Origin of the sequence: Desulfonatronospira sp. MSAO_Bac3 (assembly GCF_003838035.1) — a bacterium.
Taxonomy (GTDB): Bacteria; Desulfobacterota; Desulfovibrionia; order Desulfovibrionales; family Desulfonatronovibrionaceae; genus Desulfonatronospira; species Desulfonatronospira thiodismutans.
The window spans coordinates 1-4,041 of record NZ_QYZY01000018.1 but is presented as its reverse complement, the minus strand read 5'-3'; the positions used below and the strand labels follow the sequence as shown (position 1 = coordinate 4,041).

Sequence of the window (4,041 nt, the reverse complement as noted above, 5' to 3'; positions counted from 1 at the left end):
GTCAACAGATGCGCTGCTGTAACCAGAGCAAAAGCATTATCCGATTCAAGCAGCTGATCTATTTCCGATTCCCAGTCCAGAAGCTTGACAGCTGGGAAATCAAACCTCAGCCGGCAGCCGTAGAGTTCGTAGCCAAAGCTGTCCGGATGCCAGCCCGGACTGGTATCAGCCAGCACCGCAAGACTGGCCAGGGGTTTGTCGTACTGATCAAAAAGCCGGTAATGGTAGGTGAACATCCGCCTGGCAAAAACATCCTCGGCTTCTCCCTGCACCTCAATATGTACGCATACCCAGCCTTCATCTCCACTCAACCTGTGTACCCGCACCAGCTTTTGTCCACATACCTGCGTCCAAGTTCTGCATCCTTAGTCACCTGCTGTAATTCTTTGTCCAGAAAATCATACCCTGAACTCCAGTCTATGTCAGCAAAAATTCCAGGGAAATAAAACTCCATAAATTCCGGGAAATATCTTTCCAGCGCAACTTTCCAGGGGCTGTCGTATTCATCGCTCATAGGTTCTACCTCAAATTTTTAGCAACGTCGGCTGAAGCAACGATTGCTTAGTTCGCTGAAGTCTCTTGAGTCGTGCTTATCATATAATCCGTTGTTTGCCTGGGGGTCAAGATATTTGTATTCGTTTGTTTCATCACACCAGGGGCGTGACAGGCCGGCGGGTTTTCCGCTCTCGACTTGGGAGTTCGCCTGGTGTCAACTCTCGGTGGTGATTGCTGGCACCCTCTGACCAGGAGCAGTTACTTAAGGCCGGCGTGGATGACTACATGGTCTACACACTGTAATCAGTCTGCCTGAATGATATTGCAAATGCCAGTATTTCTATCGCAATCTGCTTTTCAATGCGCTCAAATTCACGTATCAGGGTAGCAACGTATTTGTTCACGGCTATCAGGAAGGTGGCATGGCCAGGTTTCGGTTTGTGACGGCGGAGCGGGCATGGACCAGAACACAGCGGCCAGGGTGTTTTTCTATAGATCAAAGAAGATCTGTCCAGGGTACTGAAGGTGAAAAAGGTACGGCCTGGGAGTTACTCTGTGCAAAGCATTAGTGGAGAAGCACAGGGGGCGAATCTTGATAGACAGCCAGACCGGTGAGGGCACTACTGTATATTTTAAAGTACCAGATAGTGGTGAAACTGATTATTATTAACGAGTTACGTAAATTTTACTCTTGATCATAAGTTTGTAAACTGACATATTAACTTTGTACACTATTCAAGTATAGATTTGTATTACTGGATGATCTATGCTTCTGCTGACCCACCTTCAATGATGTGACTGCAAAAAGTCATTTTTGCAGTCAAAGACGTCAGAGATCAAAGGTCAGTAAAAACAAGTGCTTATGCATATTATTTGTTCCTGAATTATTCATTAACTGAATTTTTACAGGTGCATCTTCAATCCGGAGTATTAAATGACCACAAAAAGCTCCTCATTTCCACCTTCTCAAAACCTGCCTCGCGGAGGCGGGTTCATGGACTGCCAGGATATGCTGGAAAATGCGCCTATGGGTATTTTCACGTCCACACCCCAGGGAAAATTTTGGTCTGCCAATCCTTTCATGGCCACAATGCTTGGCTATAATTCTCCAGAAGATCTTATTGAATCCATAACAGACATTGCCTCTCAGGTTTACGCTGATCCCTCTGACAGGCTTGAGATAATGCGCCGCCTGGAAAGACAGGGCCAGGTGATGAATTTTGAATGCCGGTTTTGCTGCCGGGACGGGGAAAAAATCTGGGTATCAATCAATGTAAGGGTGGTCCGGGATGAAAAAGGCATCATCACCTGTTATCAGGGCTTTGTCACTGATGTTTCAGAGCGCAGGCAGGCACAGCAGGAACTAACTGAGGCCCGTGCGGAGCTGTCCACCATCATGGATGAGGTCCCTGTGCTTATCTGGCGAAAAGACAGGCAGGGCAGGTATGTTTTTGCCAATAAGCATTTTTGTGAACTGGTGGGCATAGAACTGAAGGACCTGAAGGGGAAAAGTGATTTCGAAGTTCATCCTGAAAGCATAGCCCTGAAGTATTCAGATGACGACGGGAAAATTATCACTTCCGGCGAATCCATGCGCAATATATCTGAGCCTCACCGGAAGGCCGGGGGACAGATGGGATGGAGTCTGACCGAGAAGCTGCCCTGTTTCGATCAATACGGCAATATAACCGGGACTATTGGTTTTGCCCTGGATATAACCGAGCATAAAAAAACCTGGGAGGATCTACAGAGTGCTCTGGAGGAGGCTGAGGAAAGCAGGCAGACACTGGACTCGTTGATGGCCTTTGTTCCGGTGGGCATAACCATAGCAGATGCTGATATGCGCCTGAGAAGGGTAAGCAGGCGCGGTCTGGAACTTATGGGCTGGCCTGAAGACAGACACGTCGGTATGTCCATAGAAGAGATTATTTCCCAGTGGGAAGTTTATCAGGCTGATGGAGTGACAAAGGCTGATCTGGATAATCTGCCCTTATCCAGGGCCATCATGCACGGGGAAGTAGTGCTCGGCCAGGAAATAGTCCAGCGCCATGTGGATGGCCGGTCTATACCTTTGAGCTGTGACGCCGGGCCGGTTCGGGATGCCCGGGGCAGGATAACCGGCGGAATAGTCGCCTGGCAGGATATCACCAGGCGCAAGCAGGCCGAGGATGATCTGCAGAAAAGGGAAAATTTTATCAAATCCACCTTAGACAACCTTCCCGTGGGCGTAGCCATAAATTCAGTGGATCCGCAAGTGCAGTTCACCTACATGAACGATAATTTTATCCGGTTTTACCGCACCACGAGAGAAGAACTGGCACAAAAGGATTTCTGGGAGGCGGTTTATCAGGAGCCCCGGTTCAGGGAAAAGATCAGGGCAAGGGTGCTTGAGGACTGTGCCAGCGGCGATCCATCCCGCATGTTTTGGCAAGATATTCCCGTTTACCGCCCCGGGGAAGAGCCGTTTTATATCACCGCCAAAAACATCCCCCTGCCTGACAGCAGCCTCATGGTATCCACTGTCTGGGATGTTACGGACCGCAAAATGGCTGAGGATCAGCTGAGGTCGGCCAAAGAGCAGGCCGAGGCTGCCAATCATGCCAAATCCGAGTTTCTGGCCAATATGAGCCATGAGATTAGAACGCCCATAAACGGGATTATGGGCATGATGCAGCTGCTGGAAACCACCAGCCTGGACGAAGAGCAGCAGGAATATGTGACAATGAGCTTGGCCTCCGCCAACAGGCTGACCAGGCTTCTGTCGGATATCCTGGACTTGTCCAGGATAGAGGCCGGGCAGATGACAATCCGCAAGGAAGAGGTGGATGTAAAAAAGCTTTGCGACTCGGTTAATGATCTGTTTATGGTCAGCAGCCGGGATAAAAACGTCTCCCTGGAATACAGCCTGGATCCGGAGCTGCCTTCAGTCATCCTTGGAGACGAGGCCAGGCTGCAGCAGATCCTGTTCAACTTAGTGGGCAATGCTTTGAAGTTCACAGACCAGGGACAGGTAAGCGTGAGCTGGCATGTGCAGAACAGGGACGGCAACAATATAAGGGTGCTGATATCTGTCTCGGATACAGGCATCGGGATGGCCGAGGATAAAGTAGATGAATTGTTCAAGCCCTTTGCCCAGGCAGAAGACGCCTACAGCCGCAAATACCAGGGGGCCGGGCTGGGCCTGTCCATTGTCAGCAGGCTTGTTGAAATGATGCATGGCAACATGTCTGTTGTGAGTACCCCGGGTGAAGGCAGTACATTCCATGTATCTTTACCACTCACTCTGCCTGAACATTCTGAGAGTGATCCGGACCAGCCTACGGAACATGCAGACATAGATAAAGGCCGGCTTCGCATTCTCCTGGTCGAGGATGATCCTTCCAATCAGCTGCCCATGAAGTTTTTACTGGAGAAATCAGGACACCAGGTGAGCCTGGCCGAAGACGGACAGCAGGCCCTGGATTTGTTTGCCTCCCAGGATTTCGACTGCATTTTAATGGACATACACATGCCGGTAATGGACGGGGTGGAGGCCACGCGGCGGAT

3 protein-coding genes and 1 pseudogene are annotated in these 4,041 nt (G+C 50.0%); 2 read left to right on the top strand and 2 right to left on the bottom strand.

The genetic code is table 11. The features are described 5' to 3' along the window. Both D5S03_RS00330 and D5S03_RS00325 read right to left on the bottom strand, forming a co-directional pair. Positions 1 to 311 (bottom strand): annotated as a pseudogene (locus tag D5S03_RS00330) (cytosolic protein); the annotation flags it as partial. Next, the gene (locus tag D5S03_RS00325) at positions 308 to 514 is read right to left on the bottom strand and encodes a hypothetical protein (RefSeq protein WP_287042364.1); all 207 of its coding nucleotides are present in this window, start codon (positions 512 to 514) and stop codon (positions 308 to 310) included. The gene D5S03_RS00325 and the pseudogene D5S03_RS00330, both read right to left, overlap by 4 nt. Before the next feature lie 549 nt (positions 515 to 1,063). On the opposite strand from D5S03_RS00325, the gene D5S03_RS00320 reads away from it, so the two are divergent. Both D5S03_RS00320 and D5S03_RS00315 read left to right on the top strand, forming a co-directional pair. Next, on the top strand, positions 1,064 to 1,165 hold the full coding sequence (locus tag D5S03_RS00320; RefSeq protein WP_287042363.1) for a hypothetical protein: 102 nt from the start codon (positions 1,064 to 1,066) through the stop codon (positions 1,163 to 1,165). 264 nt (positions 1,166 to 1,429) lie between these two features. Next, positions 1,430 to 4,041: PAS domain-containing hybrid sensor histidine kinase/response regulator (locus D5S03_RS00315; protein ID WP_287042362.1), on the top strand; the 2,612-nt coding region annotated here is incomplete at its 3' end.

Coding starts and splice junctions, on each gene's coding strand:
- D5S03_RS00325 (WP_287042364.1), bottom strand. CDS start 514: ATGAGCGATGAATACGACAGCCCCTGGAAAGTTGCGCTGGAAAGATAT.